This is a genomic window from Egibacteraceae bacterium, from assembly GCA_035540635.1.
In the GTDB taxonomy this organism is placed as follows: domain Bacteria; phylum Actinomycetota; class Nitriliruptoria; order Euzebyales; family Egibacteraceae; genus DATLGH01.
In genome coordinates this window covers 18,678-33,113 of the sequence record DATLGH010000050.1, presented here as the reverse complement: position 1 = coordinate 33,113, position 14,436 = coordinate 18,678, and the positions used below count along the sequence as shown (strand labels likewise).

Below are 14,436 nucleotides of genomic sequence, written 5' to 3'. Positions count from 1 at the left end.
GTTCCCCTACGTCGTGTTCTACCGGCTGCAGCCCGGGCGGATCGACATCCTGAGGATCCTCCACGCGGCTCGATCCGACGCCGCTCAGCCACCCGGGCCCGATCCCGGAAGCCCGTGATCCGGATCACATCCGGATCACATGTGACGCGTCACAGCCGCCATGGGGAGGCGCACGCCGGTGTGCGGCCAGTGTAAAACCCCGGGTGAGAGGCACATTTCGGCATCTGGCGGCACAACGTGAAACGGCCCTCAACGCCCTCGAAAGCGGGTAACCCGCAAGGGTTCGTGGGTTCGAATCCCACCCACCACGAGCAGCGCCGGCCCAGAGCTCCGGGGCTCGACGCGCCGCCGGGCCCACGCCGTTGTGCGCGAACCCGGGACTTGGGATCGAAGCGGAGCCGGAGGGATTCGAACCCTCGAGGGTGTTGCCACCCTACGGCCATTCCAAGACCGCGCCATAGGCCAGACTAGGCGACAGCTCCAGCGTGACGGGGAGTCGGAAGGCAGTATAGCCCTGGGGTGGCGCGGACACCGAGGCCACCGGGACCTCGTGCAGCAGAGCGGCAGGGCGCATCACGTGACGGACACGAACGAGACCTCGCGCCCCCCGCGGGCCTCCCGGGACGGCACGTTTCGCAACGCCTGGACGCTCGCGCACGTGCGCGGGGTCCCCATCCGCGTGGACGTCAGCTGGTTCGTGATCGCCGGCCTCGTCGTCTGGATGCTCTTCACCCGTTTCACCGACCTGCTGGCCGACCAGGGCACGGGGGTCGCGGTGGCGGCGGCGGTGGTGGCGGCGCTGCTGTTCTTCGCGAGCCTGCTCGCCCACGAGCTCGGCCATGCGATCACGAGCCTCGACCGCGACATCCCCGTGGTGGGCGTGACGCTTTTCCTGCTCGGCGGCGTGACGGAGTCCACGCGCGAGGCGCGCAGCGCCAAGGACGAGTTCGTCATCGTCGGCATAGGGCCGTTCATCTCGCTCGTGCTCGGCGCGACCTTCGGGCTCCTCCACGTCATCGTCCTCGGGCAGCCGGTCCTCGCCGCCATCACCGGCTACCTCGCCTGGATCAACGTGCTGCTCGCCGTCTTCAACCTCGTGCCCGGCTACCCGCTCGACGGCGGCCGGCTCCTGCGGTCGGTCATCTGGGCGGTCACGGGCCGGCCGCACCGGTCCACGCGCATGGCGGCGCGCATCGGCCAGGGCTTCGCGCTCCTGCTCGGTGCCTACGGCGTCTCGGTCTTCGTGCGGTCCGGCGGGACCTTCGGTGGCATCTGGGAGATCCTCATCGCGGCGTTCCTCTACCGGGGCGCCGCCCAGTCGCACACGCGTGCGCGGGTGCGTGAGCGGCTCGCCGACCGCTCGGTGCGCGAGGTCATGGGCACGGCGCCGCCGGCCCTCGACCCGCGGCTGCGGTTGTCCGACGCCGTCGTCGAGCTCGAGCAGCGGCCGTCCCTGCTCTGGCCGGTGGGCCTGCCGGTGACCGGTGGGGTGACGCTCGGGCGCCTCGACGACGTGCCCCGGAAGCACTGGGCGACGACCCTGCTCGGCGACGTCGCCCACCGGGCCGACGCCGTCACAGTCGACGCGGACGCGGGGATGGACGTCGCCCTGGAGCGCATCGTCCAGGCACCCGGCAACATGCTGCTCGTCGTCGAGGCGGGCCGCCCGATCGGCCTGCTCACCCCGAGCCTGGTGTCGGACCTGATGCGCTGATGCGGGTCCGCCCGCAGGCGCTCTTCCTGCCGCTCTCGATCCTGGTCCTGCTGACCGCGGCCGTGGTCGTCCCCCTGCCCGTGTTCGTCGAGCGGCCGGGCAGCCTCGTCAGCCTCTCCGACCACGTCGACGTGGCAGCCGGTGACCAGGCCGAGGGCCCCGGCGAGATCGACGGCGACTACCTGCTCACCGTCGTGGCCCTGCGGAGGGCCAGCCTCGTCTTCCTCGTCCACGGGATGCTCACCCCCGACACCGAGCTCGTCCCTGCCACGCGGTTGACGGGCGGCGTGGACGACGCCACCTTCTTCGGCCGCCAGCGGGAGGTGTTCGCGTCAACCGCCGACATCGCCGCCGCGCTCGGGCTGCGGGCGGCCGGCTACCCCGTCGAGCTCGCCGAGCCGCTCGGGGCGCTCGTCGCCGGCGTGCTGCCGGGCGCGCCGGCCGAGGGCGCGCTGGAGACCGGCGACATCGTGACCGCGGTCGGGGACGCACCCGTGCGCAGCGCCGGCGAGCTCGTCGCGGCGGTCCGCCACTCCGCCGACGCGACGCTCGAGATCGTGGTCGTGCGCAACGGCGAGGAGCGCCGGGTCGAGGTGGCTCCCGGCCCGGTGCCCGGCATGGACCGCCCCGGCCTCGGCGTGCGGGCCGAGGACCTACTGCCCCGCGCAGAGCTGCCCGTGCCCGTCCACGTCGACTCGGGGCCGATCGGCGGGCCGAGCGCCGGCCTGCTCATCGCCCTCACGGTGTTCGACAAGGCGTCGCCCGAGGACCTCGCGGCGGGCCGGCGGATCGCGGGCACAGGCGGGGTGACCGCCGACGGCACCGTCACCCCCATCGGCGGGATCGGCCTCAAGGTCGTCGCGGCCGCCGCCGAGGGCGCCGACGTCTTCCTCGCCCCGGCCGTTCAGGTCGAGGAGGCCAGTGCAGCCTTGCCGGCCGGCAGCCCCCTGCAGGTCGTCGGTGTCGCGACGTTCGAGGAGGCCCTGCACGTGCTCCGCGAGGGGTCGGGACGCGCCGTCCTCGGCGCGCTCGCGCTCGCGGCCTGACGAGCGGGCGGACCCGGGGCACCGCCCGCTGCGCACCCGGCGGGTTGCTACACTCGCCCCGTCCGGCGCGGTCAGCACCGGGCGGGTGAGAGGCGCGGTCCCGCGCGACGTCACACCGTGAACCTGGTCAGGGCCGGAAGGCAGCAGCCATAAGCGGCTCGTGGCGGGCGCCGCGGACCAGCCGCGCTGCATCGCCCGTCCGGTGGTGGCCGCGGCGCCTTCCCCACCCCGCCCGCTCCGGCGTGGAGGACTCCACGTGGCGTACGTCTCCCTGTACCGGAAGTACCGGCCGCAGACCTTCGCCGAGGTCGTAGGCCAGGCGCACGTCACCACCACCCTGGCCCAGGCGGTCGCCGAGGACCGCATCTCGCACGCCTACCTGTTCACCGGCCCGCGGGGGACGGGCAAGACGTCCACGGCGCGCATCCTCGCCAAGTCACTCAACTGCGTGACCGGCCCGACACCCGAGCCGTGCAACACGTGCACGCACTGCGTCGCCGTCACCGCCGGGTCGTCGGTCGACGTCATCGAGATCGACGCGGCCAGCCACGGCGGGGTCGACGACGTCCGCGACCTGCGCGAACGGGTAGCGTTCGCCCCGGCCTCCGCGCGGATGAAGGTCTACATCGTCGACGAGTGCCACATGCTGTCCACGGCGGGGTGGAACGCCTTCCTGAAGACCGTGGAGGAGCCGCCCGGCCACGTCGTGTTCGTGTTCGCGACGACCGAGCCGCACAAGGTGCTCGACACGATCCTGTCGCGCACCCAGCGCTTCGACTTCAAGCGCGTCGGCGCCGGCGCCCTAGCCGACCACGTCCGCGCGCTCGGCGACGCGGAGGGCCTCGTCTTCGAGCCGGGCGCCGTCGAGCTCGTCGTGCGCGCCGGGGACGGCAGCGTCCGCGACACGCTCAGCGTGCTCGACCAGGTGATCGCCTTCACGGGGCCGCGGGTCACCCTGCGGGGCGTCGCCGACGTGCTCGGCGCGGTGCCCGACGAGCTGCTCGTCGAGGCCGTCGACCTCGTCGCCGCCGGCGACGTCGCCGGTCTGTGCGTGCTCGTGGGGCGCCTGGCCGACGGCGGCCACGACCTGCGCCAGTTCGCCCGCGAGACCGTCGAGCACCTCCGGGCGCTGTTCCTGCTGCAGTCCGCGCCCGACGCCGACCTCGTCGAGGCGGCCCCGGAGCGCCTCGCGCGCCTGCGCGCGCAGTCGGGGCGCCTCGGACGCATCGAGCTGCTCCGCGCCACCGAGCTGCTCGCGGAGGCGCAGGCGCAGATGCGACGCGGGTCGGTGCGCCTGCCTCTGGAGATCGCCCTCGTCAAGGCGGCCCTGCCCGAGGCCTGCGGTGACCCCGCCGCACTCGCGGCCCGCATGGACCGCCTCGAGCGCCGCACCGGCATCACCGAGGGCGCGAGCCCGCGTCCCGCCGAGGAGCCGCCCCCTGCTCCGCCGGAGGGGCTTGGAGGGCGGGCGGGTGAGCGCCCCGGAGGCGGGGCAGGAGGTGCCGGGCAGCCCGAGGAAGCCGGGCAGCCCGAGGAAGCGGGGGAGCAGGAGCCGGAGGCCGCCGCCCAGGCGAACTCCGTCGACCTCGAGCTGCTGCGACGCAGCTGGCCGGCGGTCCTCGACGCGACGAAGGCTCGCAAGCGCATCCTGCACGCGTTTCTGACCGAGGGTCACCCCGTCGCCCTGCGGGGCACCGAGCTCACCCTCGAGTTCGGCGCGAAGTACGGCTTCCACGCCGAGCAGTGCGGGGACGAGCAGGCGCAGGAGCACCTCGCCGCCGTGTTCGCCCAGGTGGTCGGGGTGCCGCTGCGGGTGCGGTGCCGCCTCGCCGCCGCGACCGACCCGCTCCCGGACGCCGGCGACACGGACACCGCGGCGTTCGACGAGGAGGCGGCGGCCGTCGCGGAGACCGAGGCGGCGGAGGCGGCGGGCGAGCTGCCCGACGAGGAAGAGCTGCGCGCCGCCGCCATCCGCGCCCTGCGGTCGGGACTCGGTGCGACGGTCGTGGAGGACTAGGTCCCACTAGACTGGCGCGCAGGCGAGGAAAGAGAGGCCCACCATGGCCAACGGCAACATGAACCAGATCATGAAGCAGGCCCAGGCCATGCAGCGCAAGCTCGCCGCGGCCCAGGAGGAGCTCGCGAGGACCGACGTCGAGGGTGTCGCCGGGGGCGGCATGGTCCGCGTCACCGTCGCCGGCGGGGGTGGCGAGGTCCGCTCCATCGTCATCGATCCCGCCGCCGTCGACCCGGACGACGTGGAGATGCTCGCCGACATGGTCACCGCAGCGGTCAACGAGGCGCTGCGCTCGGCCAAGCAGCTCGAGGAGGAGAAGCTCGGCGGGCTGACAGCCGGGCTCGGCCTGCCGCCGGGCATCGTCTAGGCCGACCGTGTACGAGGGCCCGATCCAGGACCTGATCGAGGAGCTCGGTCGGCTGCCGGGTGTGGGCCCGAAGAGCGCACAGCGTCTCGCCTTCCACCTGCTCACCGTCGACCGTGCCGACGCCGACCGGCTCGCGCGGGCGATCGTGGCCGTGAAGGACAAGGTGCGCTTCTGCTCGCGCTGCTTCAACGTGAGTGAGGCGGAGCAGTGCCGCATCTGTCGCGACGCGCGCCGGGATCCGACGGTGGTGTGCGTCGTCGAGGAGCCCCGCGACGTCATCGCCATCGAGAAGACCGCGGAGTTCCGTGGGCGCTACCACGTCCTCGGCGGCGCGATCTCGCCGATCGACGGGATCGGGCCGGACCAGCTGCACATCAAGGCGCTCGTCGCACGCCTCGGCGAGGAGGACATCACCGAGGTCGTGCTCGCCACGAACCCCAACATCGAGGGCGAGGCGACCGCGAGCTACCTCGCCCGGCTGCTCAAGCAGATGGGGGTGCGCGTCAGCCGCATCGCGAGCGGCCTACCCGTCGGGGGCGACCTCGAGTACGCCGACGAGGTCACCTTGAGCCGGGCCTTCGCGGGCCGCCGCGACGTCTGAGCCGCGCCGCCGGCTCACTCGGCGACGGTGACCGTCCCCTCCATCTGGGGGTGGATGGAGCACAGGTAGTCGAACTCGCCCGCCTCTTCGAACGTGTGGCTGAACGTGTCGTCGGTCTCCATCGTCCCCGAGTCCGGACCGTCGGCGAACGTGACGGTGTGGGGCAGCTCCCCGGTGTTGACCCACTCCACCGTGTCGCCGACGGCGACGTCGAGCGACGCGGGTTCGAAGGCCAGGTCGACGATGCTCACCTCGTTCGCGCCCGTGTCGACCGGCGCCGGTTCGGTTGTGTCGTCGTCAGCCGGTGGTGGTGCGGTCGTGGGGTCCTGGCCCGCCCCGCATCCCGCCAACAGCAGCGCCGTGGCGGCTCCCGCCCCCAGGCGCGCAGCGATGTGCGCCCGCATGGTGTGCCCTTTCGTCCGCGCGTCGATCCTGCCCACCAGGACCGACCGGTAGTCTTGACGGGAAAACCCTTCCCGTCTACTCGCGAGGGCCCGCGCGCGCATGATCGTCGTCCAGAAGTACGGGGGAACGTCCGTGGCCGACACGGATCGCATCACCCGCGTCGCCGAACGGGTCGTGCAGGCCAAGCGCGCAGGGCACGACGTCGTCGTGGTGGTCTCTGCGATGGGCAAGACGACCGACCACCTCCACGCACAGGCGCGTGAGATCTCGCCGATCCCCCCCGGCCGCGAGCTCGACATGCTCCTCACGGCCGGCGAGCGCATCTCGATGGCGCTGCTCGCCATGGCCATCCACGAGCACGGGTTGTCCGCGCAGAGCCTCACCGGCAGCCAGGCGGGGATCATCACCGACGCGACGCACGGCAAGGCGCGGATCATCGACATCACCCCCGGGCGGATCACCGAGGCGCTCGCGGCCGGGCGCATCGTCATCGTCGCCGGCTTCCAGGGGGTGTCGCGCGACTCGAAGGACGTGACGACGCTCGGGCGGGGCGCGAGCGACACGACCGCGGTGGCGCTCGCGGCGGCGCTCGGCGCCCGGGTCTGCGAGATCTACACCGACGTCGACGGCGTCTACACCGCGGACCCGCGGATCGTCGCGAGCGCCCGCAAGCTCCACCGGGTGAGCCACGAGGAGATGCTCGAGCTCGCGGCGAACGGCGCGAAGGTCCTCAACGTGCGCAGCGTCGAGTACGCGCGCAACCACGGGGTGGCCATCCACGTCCGCAGCTCGTTCACCTACACCGAGGGCACCTGGGTCGTCCCACAGGAGGAGCACATGGAGCAGGCCATCATCTCCGGCGTCGCCCACGACACCGGTGAGGGCAAGCTCGTCATCCGGCGGGTGCCCGACAAGCCGGGCGTCGCCGCACGGATCTTCACGCTGCTCGCGAGCAACAGCATCAACATCGACATGATCGTGCAGAACGTTTCGGAGGAGGGCACCACCGACATCTCCTGCACGCTGCCGCTCGACGACGGGCCCCGGGCGCTCCAGCTGCTCGAGGGGCTGCGGGAGGAGATCGGCGCGGTCGGCATCGACCTCGATCCCGGGGTCGCGAAGGTCTCCCTCGTCGGCGCGGGGATGAAGACCCACCCGGGGGTCGCCGCGGCGATGTTCACCGCACTGTCCGAGGCCGGGGTGAACATCGAGATGATCTCGACGTCGACGATCCGCATCTCGGTCGTCGTCCGCGCGCACCGCCTGCTCGACGTCGGCCGCGCGGACGACGTCGAGCAGGCGGTGCGCGCGGTGCACGAGCGGTTCGGCCTCGGCGGGGATGCGCCGAGCGGCGCGACCCAGCGGTCGGGGGGTGTTGGGTGATGGGCCGGCTGACAGGCCTCCCGCGCCGGCGGACCGTTGCGGTCGTCGGCGCCACCGGCGCGGTCGGCCAGGACCTGCGGCGGCTGCTCGAGACCCGGGCCTTCCCGTGCGACGACGTCGTTTTCGTCGCCACGGAGCGCTCGGCGGGCAAGCGGCTCCCGTTCCGCGACACCGAGGTGACCGTGCGGGCGATCACCGACGCGGACGTCTTCGACGGTGTCGAGCTCGCGCTGTTCAGCGCCGGCGCGTCGACGTCGCGGGCGGAGGCCCCGCGCGCGGTGGGTGCCGGGGCGCTCGTCGTCGACAACTCCTCGGCCTGGCGCATGGACCCCGAGGTGCCCCTCGTCGTGAGCGAGGTCAACCCCGAGTCGCTCGACCTGCTGAGCCACGGCGGTCGTGGGATCGTGGCCAACCCCAACTGCACGACCATGGCGGCGATGCTGCCGCTCAAGGCACTCCACGACGCCTTCGGGCTCACGGGCTTCGTCGCGACGAGCTTCCAGGCCGCCGGCGGGGCGGGCCAGAAGGGCATCGACGAGCTCGAGGCGCAGGTGCCGGTGCTCTACGAGCACCGGGATCTGCTGCGCACCGACGGAGCGGCCGCCGCGAAGCTCGTGGAGCCGTCGGTGCACGCGAAGACCCTCGCGTTCAACGTCGTGCCGTGGCTCGGCAACGATGTCGGCAACGGCTACAGCGACGAGGAGATGAAGCTGCAGAACGAGTCGCGCAAGATCCTCGGGCTCACCGACCTCGCGGTGGCGCCGACGTGCGTGCGCGTGCCGGTGATGGTCGGCCACGCGATCCAGATCCGGGCGACGTTCGAGGAGCGCGTCACCGCGGCGAACGCGATCTCGTCGATGGACGGCTTCCCCGGGCTCGCCCTCGACGCGGTACCCACGCCCCTCGAGTGGGCGGGCCGCGACGAGGTGGCCGTCGGCCGGGTGCGCTCGGACCTCGTTGACCCTCACGCCCTGAACTTCTGGGTGACCGGGGACAACCTGTTGAAGGGCGCGGCGCTGAACACCGTGCAGATCGCCGAGCTCCTCGTCGAGCGCGGCCTCGTCTGACGCCGGCGGCGTCGTCCATGGCAGAGGACATCGATGCATTGGGACTGATTGCTGCGCAGCAGACCTTCCACGACGAAACGTCTGGGCGGACACCGTGCGGCTGACATGCTCCTTGGCCGTGGTTGTCCTGATAACGGCAGCCTGTTCGGCTCCTCCCCCGTCGGCGGGCTCAGGGGGGCAAAGTGCCCAGGGCTCTCCACCCACAGCCGCGACACCGGCACCCGTCCCGAGCGCCGGCATCGACGCCTCGGAGGCATCGCAGGCATCGCAGGCCGTCGAGGAAGTGTTGACGGGCATGAGCCTTGAAGACAAGGCAGCCCAACTCATCTTCGTCCACATCTACGGGGGACACGCTGACGGGGGAGTGGCTGAGCTCGATGACAGCAACAAGCGGCTCTACGGGGTCGCGTCTCCGCGCGAGGTCATCGAGGGACTTCAACCGGGTGGCGTCATCTACATCAAGCGGAACCCGCAGGATGCTGCCGCCGCGGATATCCCCACCCGAAACCTCGAAAGCCTGAACCAACTCCGCGCCTTATCGACGGCTCTACAGGACGCGTCAGCCACCGGCCTGCTGATTGCCACCGACCAAGAGCAAGGGCCTGTTCGCAGGCTGCCACCGCCTGCATCGGTCGTTCTCGGTGGTAGGGAGCTGGGCGCAACAGGAGACGTCGATCTCGCACGCAGCATCGCGAAGACAACGGGTCAAGAGCTACTGGAGGTGGGGATCAACCTCAATCTCGCTCCGGTGGCCGACGTGAACACGGTCGCCGACAACCCTGCCATAGGTGATCGCTCCTTCGGCAACTCTCCTGAGCTCGTCGCGGCGATGGTGACCGCGCAGATCCGGGGCTATCACGACGCCGGTGTTGCTGCCACGGCGAAACATTTCCCCGGTCACGGAGCAGCGACGGTCGACAGCCACTCGGATCTGACCTTGATCGACATCAGCGAGGAAGAGTGGAAACTCACGCACCTGCCACCCTTCGCTGCTGCGATAACCGCGGACGTGGACGCCATTATGACGGGGCATCTCTTGGCACCCGGGCTGGGCGGGGATGACCCCGCCACGATTGATCGCGACGTGGTCGAGGGTCTGTTGAGAGGCCAGCTCGCGTTCCCCGGTCTCATCCTCACCGACTCGTTATGGATGCAGGGTGTCCGTGGTGTGGCCGGGGACGTGGAAGTCGCGCTGCGAGCTCTCGAAGCCGGCTGCGACGTTCTCCTCATGCCTCCGGATGCGAGAGCAACCATCCACGGCATCATCGAAGCAGTCGCGACCGGAAGGCTCTCCGAAGCGCGGCTGGACCACTCGGTGCGGCGACTGCTAACCCTCAAAGCCAAGCTCGGGGCATTGAAGCCGTAGGAGAGCGACCGCCTGCACCGGCCTCCGCCTCTTGTGCGACACGCTCCGGCGTGTTCCTGATCGACCCTTTGCCATTGAGTGCTGACCGATACTGTACGGCCGTCGCCTGTGCAACTTTGGCATCTTGACCCTGACGCTGCAGGCCCGCGTCCCGGCAGGTGAGCGACGACAGGGCGGTTGCCGTGGGCCGCCCGGGGGCACACACTGGCGCCAGTGGACACGGAGATGCACGAGCTGGCGGGCGCCTACGCCGTTGACGCGTTGCCCGACGACGAACGGCGGTTCTTCGAGCGCCATCTCGCCGACTGCGCGGGCTGCCGCGCGGAGATCGACGAGCTGCAGGCCACCGCCGCGCTGCTCGGCATGGCAGCCGACGACGAACCGCCGCCGGGGATGCGCGCGCGGGTGCTGGCCGCCGTCGCCGCGACCGAGCAGGAACGCCCGCCGGACGCGACTCAGCGCGAGCAGCCGCCCGCCGTGACCCCCGGGTCGGGCGACGGCTGGCGAGGATCGCTGCGCCGCCTCCTGCCGGCGGTGGCCGCGGTCATCGCGCTCGGCGTGGCCGGGCTCGTGGTCGTCGTCACCCAGGCGAGCCCGCCGGGGGGAGAGGACCAGCTCGCCGAGCTCGTCGCCGCCCCGGACGCCCAGATCGTCGATCTGACCGCCCCGGCCGGCACGACCGCGCGGTTCGTCTGGTCGGCGGAGCGCGGCGAGGGACTCCTCGTCACCGAGGGCCTGCAGGCCGCCCCCGACGGTCACGCCTACGCCCTGTGGGTCATCGACGCCGAGGCCCCCGCCCTCGTCGGAGTGCTGCAGCCCGACGAGCGTGGCCGGGCCACCCACGCGGTCGGTGAGCGGCTCGGGCCGGCCACCGCGATCGCGGTGACCCTCGAGCATGCCGAGCCGCCCGACCAGCCCACGACCGACCCGTTCATCCACGGATCCCTCTGAAGCATCGGCGCGGGCTACCCTGCGCGGATGCCAGCAGCGCCATCCGCCGTCCGGGCCCGTGGGCTCGTCAAGCGTTACGGGGACTTCGTCGCCGTGGACGGCATCGACCTGGAGGTGCCGGCGGGCGGCTGCTTCGGTGTGCTCGGCCCGAACGGCGCCGGCAAGACCACCGCCATGCGGATGATCACCTGCACCTCGCCGGTCTCCGAGGGCACCCTGGAGGTGCTCGGCCGTGACGTGCGGGGTGACCGCCGGGCGCTGAAGCGGCGCCTCGGCGTCGTTCCGCAGGGCGACACGCTCGACGTCGACCTGTCCGTCCGCGAGAACCTCACCACCTTCGCCGCCTACCACGACGTCGACCGGGCGACCGCCGCGCGCCGTGCCGACGAGCTGCTCGACTTTGTCGCACTCGCCGAACGGGACGACGCCAAAGTCGAGGAGCTGTCGGGCGGCATGCAGCGGCGCCTGCTCATCGCCCGTGCGCTCATGAACGACCCCGAGCTCGTCGTTCTCGACGAGCCGACCACCGGCCTCGACCCCCAGGCACGCCACCACGTCTGGCAACGGCTGCGAAGCCTGAAGCGCCGTGGCGTCACCCTTCTGCTGACGACCCACTACATGGAGGAGGCGGCGCAGCTCTGTGACCGGCTCGTCATCATGGACCGCGGACGGGTGGTCGCCGAGGGTGCGCCGGCGGTGCTCGTGCACGCGCACACCGCACCACGCGTCGTGGAGCTGCAGGGCGCCGAGGACGCGGCGACGGACGTGCGGGCGCTGCTCGACGGCCTCGCCGACGACGTCGAGGAGGTCGGCGACCGCGTGGTCGTCTACACCGACGACGCCCCCGCCGTCGTCGCCCGGCTCCGCGACGCCCGCCTGCCCCACGCCACGCTCGTCGAACGTGACGCGTCCCTGGAGGACGTCTTTCTGCGCCTCACCGGCCACTCCCTCATCGAGGGGACGCAATGAGCATCACGCCCGCCCGCCTGCGCGCCGAAGACGGCATCGTGGGCCTTCTCCGCCCGCCGAACGCCTCACTGCGCGCCGCGACCCGCCTGTGGCGGCGCAACATGACCCTGTACCGGCGTTCCTGGCACCGCAACATCCTGCCGAACTTCTTCGAACCGCTGCTGTACCTCGTGTCCATCGGCCTCGGGCTGGGCCTTTTCATCGGCGAGCAGATCCTCGGCGTCGACTACGTCGTCTACATCGCCCCGGGCCTCGCCGCGGCGGCCGCGATGAACGGCGCGGTGTTCGAGGTCACCTACAACGTCTACGTGAAGCTGCGCTACTACCACCTCTACGACGCGGTCGTCACCACCCCGCTCGAGCCGGAGGACGTCGCCCTCGGCGAGCTGCTGTGGGCGACGACCCGTTCCTTCATCTACGGCACCGCGTTCCTCCTCGTCATCGCCGCGCTCGGCTACGTGCGGAGCCCCGCGGCGCTGCTCGCGCCGCTGGCTGTCGTCCTCATCGGCGGGGCGTTCGCGCTCATCGGCATGATCGTCACGACGCTCATGCCCGGGATCGACTTCTTCAGCTACTTCTTCACCCTGTTCATCACACCGCTGTTCCTGTTCAGCGGCATCTTCTTTCCCGTCGAGGTCCTGCCCGCCGCCGCCCAGCCGATCGCGTGGCTGACCCCCCTGCACCATGGCGTGGAGATCGTCCGTGCGCTCCTGCTCACCGGCGAGGTTCGTGCCGTGGCCGGCCACGCGCTGTGGCTCGCCGTCTTCTCCGCGCTGCTCTACGCGCCAGCGGTCAACCTCTTCCGCCGCCGCCTCGTCGTCTGACGCTGCCGCTGCGTCGATCGCCCGCTAGAAGAAGTCCTGGAGGACCGGCACGGGGCCCGCGAAGGCGCCCGCAAGCCACGCGAGGGCGTCGTCCGGCCCTTCGACGAGCCCCGCGAGGGCGAGCTCGACGGGGGTGCGGTAGCCGGTGAACAGCGGCCCGACAGCGCGGACGTCGAGGCGCACGGCGGCGGAGGAGGTCGGCGCGAGGCTGCCGCGGCCGTCGGCGACCTCCAGCCGCCACGGGCCGCGCGCCGCCGGAAGCAGCGGGTCGTCGACCACCACGGCCGCCGAGCCGCGCAACCCGGGCGGGAAGCCGCGCGCGGCGACGGCGGCCGCAAGGTGGAGTCCCCGCGCCATCCACCACAGGGAGCTGACCTGCGTGACGTCCTGCTCGGCGACGAGCATGGACCAGCGGTCGGGAACCGGGCCACGGAACGTAGCCGCTTTGCCGGTCGTGCCGTGGCGGCCGAGAAGGCCGACTACGCCGGCGAGGCCCTCGGCCGTCGTCGCCGCCCAGTCCGTGACGGACAGGGTGTAGCGCCAGTCACCCGCCTCGTGCGTGTGGTCGAACAGGACGTAGGCGTCGATCTCGCCGTCGGCTCCGTCGAGGACGTAGTGGTACGTGGTCGCCCGCAGCTGCTCCCAGCGGTCGGCGGGACGGACCGCGGGGCCGTGCTGCCGGCTCACGGCGTGATCCCCGCAGCGGCGGATCGCCGCCCAGTCCGCCTCGCCGCCGGCGGGTCGCAGGCGCGGGCCGGACGGGGGAGCGTTGCGCGCGTCGAGGCGGTAGCGGGGGAAGTCGCCGGCGTGCTCGTAGCCGACCCGCCGGTAGAGACGGACGGTGGCGGGAAACAGCAGCGAAAGGCCGGCGCCGGCGCGCGCGCCCTCCGCGATGGCGGCCGTCATGAGCGCGGCCGCCGCCCCGCCGCCACGGTGCTCGGGCGGCACCGCCACGCTCGCGACGTGCTGGGTGGGCACCCGCCGGCCACCGAACCAGTGGTCGACGAGCGTGAACCGCCCGTGTGCGACCACCCGGTCGGCGTTGTCGGTGAGCCCCCACACCTCGCCCGCGTCGATGCGAACCCGCCACCGCTCGACCGCCTCGTCGTCGAGGTCCTGGCCGAAGGACACCGCCGCCCGGCGCGCGGTGTCGGCCGCCTCGGCCGTGCCCAGGGGTCGCAGACGCACCGCGCCTACCGCCGGCAGCCGCACGGGCTCGCCCCGCAGCGCGGGCAGCAGCCGGCGTAGCGCTCGGCAGCCGCAGCGAGGTCGACGCCGGCCTGGTCGGCAAGCGACACGAGCCACGCGAGCACGTCGGCGAACTCCCGCCGCCGATCTTCGTCGTGGCCGCGGAACAACGCCCGGGACAGCTCACCGCACTCCTCGGTGAACCAGGCGAAGGTCCGCGCCAGCCCCCGCTCGCGGTCCCGGTCGCCGTAGAGGATGCGCATCTGCGCCTGGAAGTCGTCGAGGTTCATGGGCGCCGCAGTCTAGCCAGCGACCCGGCACGCGAAAGCGGCCACCGCGAGCATGGTCCGCTGCGCACCGTCCCGGTGTCTGCAGGCAGACGTCCCGACTGCGCCCGGGGGAGTGGGCGCGACGAGCCCGCACCGGCGGATGGCCGGGAACGGTCGACGGTGCTGGGTGGTCGGGATGCCGGGATTTGAACCCGGGACCTCCACGTCCCGAACGTGGCGCGCTGCCAAACTGCGCTACATCCCGCTGG

The 14,436-nt window shown here is 72.2% G+C and carries 14 protein-coding genes, 3 tRNA genes and 1 other RNA gene; 13 read left to right on the top strand and 5 right to left on the bottom strand.

The window, feature by feature from the left end; all coding sequences use genetic code 11:
- Positions 1-236 precede the first annotated feature (236 nt).
- Positions 237-308: transfer RNA gene (locus VM324_08930), tRNA-OTHER, on the top strand.
- Positions 309-393: 85 nt separating this feature from the next.
- Here the strand turns inward: VM324_08930 and VM324_08925 are convergent.
- A tRNA-Ser gene (locus tag VM324_08925) sits at positions 394-482 on the bottom strand.
- A gap of 95 nt (positions 483-577) precedes the next feature.
- Here VM324_08925 and VM324_08920 point away from each other — a divergent pair.
- From VM324_08920 to recR, 6 genes are all read left to right on the top strand, one after another.
- Positions 578-1,714, top strand: a complete 1,137-nt coding sequence (locus VM324_08920; protein ID HVL99398.1) for a site-2 protease family protein — start codon at positions 578-580, stop codon at positions 1,712-1,714.
- Positions 1,714-2,760 carry a PDZ domain-containing protein gene (locus VM324_08915; GenBank protein HVL99397.1) on the top strand — a complete coding sequence of 349 codons (1,047 nt, stop codon included), beginning with the start codon at positions 1,714-1,716 and terminating at the stop codon, positions 2,758-2,760. The genes VM324_08920 and VM324_08915 overlap by 1 nt, the downstream gene beginning before the upstream one ends.
- Positions 2,761-2,851: 91 nt before the next feature.
- An RNA gene (gene ffs, locus VM324_08910) (signal recognition particle sRNA small type) lies at positions 2,852-2,951 on the top strand.
- A 65-nt stretch (positions 2,952-3,016) separates the two neighbouring features.
- Positions 3,017-4,777 carry a DNA polymerase III subunit gamma/tau gene (gene dnaX / locus VM324_08905; protein HVL99396.1) on the top strand — a complete coding sequence of 587 codons (1,761 nt, stop codon included), beginning with the start codon at positions 3,017-3,019 and terminating at the stop codon, positions 4,775-4,777.
- A gap of 43 nt (positions 4,778-4,820) precedes the next feature.
- A complete protein-coding gene (locus tag VM324_08900) occupies positions 4,821-5,144 on the top strand; it encodes a YbaB/EbfC family nucleoid-associated protein (GenBank protein ID HVL99395.1) in 324 nt (107 codons plus the stop codon).
- Positions 5,145-5,151: 7 nt separating this feature from the next.
- Positions 5,152-5,745 carry a recombination mediator RecR gene (recR, locus tag VM324_08895; GenBank protein HVL99394.1) on the top strand — a complete coding sequence of 198 codons (594 nt, stop codon included), beginning with the start codon at positions 5,152-5,154 and terminating at the stop codon, positions 5,743-5,745.
- A gap of 14 nt (positions 5,746-5,759) precedes the next feature.
- Here recR and VM324_08890 read toward each other — a convergent pair whose 3' ends face one another.
- Positions 5,760-6,149, bottom strand: coding sequence for a cupredoxin family copper-binding protein (locus VM324_08890; protein ID HVL99393.1), 390 nt, complete (start codon positions 6,147-6,149; stop codon positions 5,760-5,762).
- Positions 6,150-6,249: 100 nt separating this feature from the next.
- Between VM324_08890 and VM324_08885 the strand changes: the two genes are divergently transcribed.
- The 6 genes from VM324_08885 (at position 6,250) to VM324_08860 (ending at position 12,710) form a co-directional block, all read left to right on the top strand.
- Positions 6,250-7,533 carry an aspartate kinase gene (locus VM324_08885; protein ID HVL99392.1) on the top strand — a complete coding sequence of 428 codons (1,284 nt, stop codon included), beginning with the start codon at positions 6,250-6,252 and terminating at the stop codon, positions 7,531-7,533.
- Complete coding sequence (locus VM324_08880) at positions 7,533-8,600, top strand: aspartate-semialdehyde dehydrogenase (GenBank protein ID HVL99391.1); 1,068 nt, start codon at positions 7,533-7,535, stop codon at positions 8,598-8,600. Before VM324_08885 ends, VM324_08880 begins: the two co-directional genes overlap by 1 nt.
- A gap of 295 nt (positions 8,601-8,895) precedes the next feature.
- Entirely contained in the window at positions 8,896-9,966 is a 1,071-nt protein-coding gene (locus VM324_08875; GenBank protein ID HVL99390.1) for a glycoside hydrolase family 3 protein, read from the top strand.
- 213 nt (positions 9,967-10,179) lie between these two features.
- On the top strand, positions 10,180-10,917 hold the full coding sequence (locus tag VM324_08870; protein HVL99389.1) for an anti-sigma factor: 738 nt from the start codon (positions 10,180-10,182) through the stop codon (positions 10,915-10,917).
- Between the two features lie 27 nt (positions 10,918-10,944).
- A complete protein-coding gene (locus tag VM324_08865; protein HVL99388.1) occupies positions 10,945-11,886 on the top strand; it encodes an ABC transporter ATP-binding protein in 942 nt (313 codons plus the stop codon).
- On the top strand, positions 11,883-12,710 hold the full coding sequence (locus VM324_08860) for an ABC transporter permease (GenBank protein ID HVL99387.1): 828 nt from the start codon (positions 11,883-11,885) through the stop codon (positions 12,708-12,710). Before VM324_08865 ends, VM324_08860 begins: the two co-directional genes overlap by 4 nt.
- Before the next feature lie 24 nt (positions 12,711-12,734).
- Here VM324_08860 and VM324_08855 read toward each other — a convergent pair whose 3' ends face one another.
- From VM324_08855 to VM324_08845, 3 genes are all read right to left on the bottom strand, one after another.
- Positions 12,735-13,898 (bottom strand): GNAT family N-acetyltransferase, encoded by a 1,164-nt coding sequence (locus tag VM324_08855; protein HVL99386.1) that lies wholly within the window; start codon positions 13,896-13,898, stop codon positions 12,735-12,737.
- 5 nt (positions 13,899-13,903) lie between these two features.
- A complete protein-coding gene (locus VM324_08850; GenBank protein HVL99385.1) occupies positions 13,904-14,188 on the bottom strand; it encodes a MazG nucleotide pyrophosphohydrolase domain-containing protein in 285 nt (94 codons plus the stop codon).
- A gap of 167 nt (positions 14,189-14,355) precedes the next feature.
- Positions 14,356-14,432, bottom strand: a tRNA-Pro gene (locus tag VM324_08845).
- Positions 14,433-14,436 lie beyond the last annotated feature (4 nt).

Coding starts and splice junctions, on each gene's coding strand:
- VM324_08915 (HVL99397.1), top strand. CDS start 1,714: ATGCGGGTCCGCCCGCAGGCGCTCTTCCTGCCGCTCTCGATCCTGGTC.
- VM324_08900 (HVL99395.1), top strand. CDS start 4,821: ATGGCCAACGGCAACATGAACCAGATCATGAAGCAGGCCCAGGCCATG.
- VM324_08890 (HVL99393.1), bottom strand. CDS start 6,149: ATGCGGGCGCACATCGCTGCGCGCCTGGGGGCGGGAGCCGCCACGGCG.
- VM324_08885 (HVL99392.1), top strand. CDS start 6,250: ATGATCGTCGTCCAGAAGTACGGGGGAACGTCCGTGGCCGACACGGAT.
- VM324_08880 (HVL99391.1), top strand. CDS start 7,533: ATGGGCCGGCTGACAGGCCTCCCGCGCCGGCGGACCGTTGCGGTCGTC.
- VM324_08875 (HVL99390.1), top strand. CDS start 8,896: ATGAGCCTTGAAGACAAGGCAGCCCAACTCATCTTCGTCCACATCTAC.
- VM324_08865 (HVL99388.1), top strand. CDS start 10,945: ATGCCAGCAGCGCCATCCGCCGTCCGGGCCCGTGGGCTCGTCAAGCGT.
- VM324_08860 (HVL99387.1), top strand. CDS start 11,883: ATGAGCATCACGCCCGCCCGCCTGCGCGCCGAAGACGGCATCGTGGGC.
- VM324_08850 (HVL99385.1), bottom strand. CDS start 14,188: ATGAACCTCGACGACTTCCAGGCGCAGATGCGCATCCTCTACGGCGAC.